Genomic DNA, 1,677 nt, shown 5'->3' with positions numbered 1-1,677 from the left:
TGTTGCCATGATGCTGCTTTTTAGTCTTTGGCCTATTTTTTATAGAATAGTCCTTGTCAATTCGAAAAAACATCCATTCTTAATCCCCTCATTTTTAGGTAAGTAAATAGAGAGAATCAGGGAATTAAAGGTTTATCTTTTCCTCATTTATTCTCTCTATTTTCACAAAAAATACTTAGGGTTTTGTGTCTTTTAAGCGCATTCCAGATTGGCCTCGCTACTTTTGCCCCAAATTCCTATAGGCCTACCCAAGTCCTTCAAATGGCACCAGCTCTCGTCCTAGTCCTTCTCCTTCCTCAGGTTTTATACCTCCCTCACCTTCTGACGGCTCTTCGGTAACTCGATCTTCTTGTTCTTCCAATTTTGTATCTACCTCATCAGCATTTGTTCGATTTTGTTGAAATGATTCTTGTTGAGCAGCCGAAACTTCACCACTAAATTTATTAGTAAAACCCTTGGCAGAAACCGAAAAATCGTTATATCTGCTTGATAAATCTGCAACTGCCTGAGTAAAAGCAGAAGCATCTTCAGTAAAAACACTAGGTATGCTATCTTGGAGACTTTTTAAATCTGTAGCAAGTTGTTGAAATTGGGTTAAATCCTCCGCTGTCATCACAGAGGAAAAGGTTGCCTCCACTTCCAAAAGATTACCTTGTGCATCTATTCCTCTGGCTACGATGGAAACCGTACTTGCATCACCAACCCTTCCAATCGATAATTCAAGGTTGGGCATTAATTCCTCAGGAGGTGTCGCCTTTGCGTTTGGTTCACTTTGTGTTTTTATCTGTTTTTTTGTGGCGCTTTCTAGGTTAAAGGTATCAGAGTCATCTTTTGCGGTGTTAACATCATCCTTCGTAGTAGGCTCGCCTTTGCCAAATTTTTCCTTAAATTTATCATATATGAACTTAAGCCCTCCAGCAAACATGTGTGCAGTCATCAGAAATCCGCCAATAAGCATGAAAGAATTTAAAGCGTCCTGGAAGCTTTTTGGCTCAAATAATTGCTGCAAAAAGGCTAAGTCACCATTGCTGCTATCGGCGGCATCCTTATCTGAGGTTTGTGGCTGATCAAAACCAATAACGGTATCGCCTTTCACGGTACCCGACAATAAAGGAATGATCTTTGTATCGTCAGAATCACCAGTAAAAATTTTCTTCAGCTGAAACATGCCTGAAAGAGCAATATCAGGAATATCCGCATTCACATCATTGACAAACACCGCATCAGAATACGTAAGATCTATTGCTTTAGTGCTATCTACGTCCGTTGAGCTTAAATCGGAAGGATTTGAAGCTGGAATGAAGCTGATTGTATAACCTGCGTTAGGTTTTGTAAGGTCCAGAGTGGGTGGTTGCGTCATAACTACCTGACCTGTAAAACTATTCGACTGTCCGTCACTGCCATACAAATAGTAGGTGGTATCTTTATACTGTGCCCATACGAAGGGGAACTTATCGTAATAGCTTTGCATAGCTACTATACTTGACAGCGTAACATGTTGAAATTGATTAGTGCCTTGAAAGAAGTTATTAGTACTATCAATAATGGAATTCATCCCGTTTTCTGAAGAGTCAGCACTGCCGTCTGCCTGGTTCATTGCATCATCTGTTGCACCGGACATCGCCGCCTGGTAGTCTTGGGCGAACTGAGAAGTAGGGTAGGCCTGAATCGTTTGAA

General features: G+C 40.8%; 1 protein-coding gene. It reads right to left on the bottom strand.

Going from position 1 to position 1,677, the window contains the following annotated elements:
- Positions 1-244: 244 nt before the first annotated feature.
- The coding region (locus tag E1171_RS23450) for a hypothetical protein (protein WP_187696176.1) at positions 245-1,677 on the bottom strand (1,433 nt) is incomplete at its 5' end.

Source organism: Xanthovirga aplysinae (assembly GCF_009711365.1).
Taxonomy (GTDB): domain Bacteria; phylum Bacteroidota; class Bacteroidia; order Cytophagales; family Cyclobacteriaceae; genus Xanthovirga; species Xanthovirga aplysinae.
This window is presented reverse-complemented; position numbering and strand designations above follow the sequence as displayed.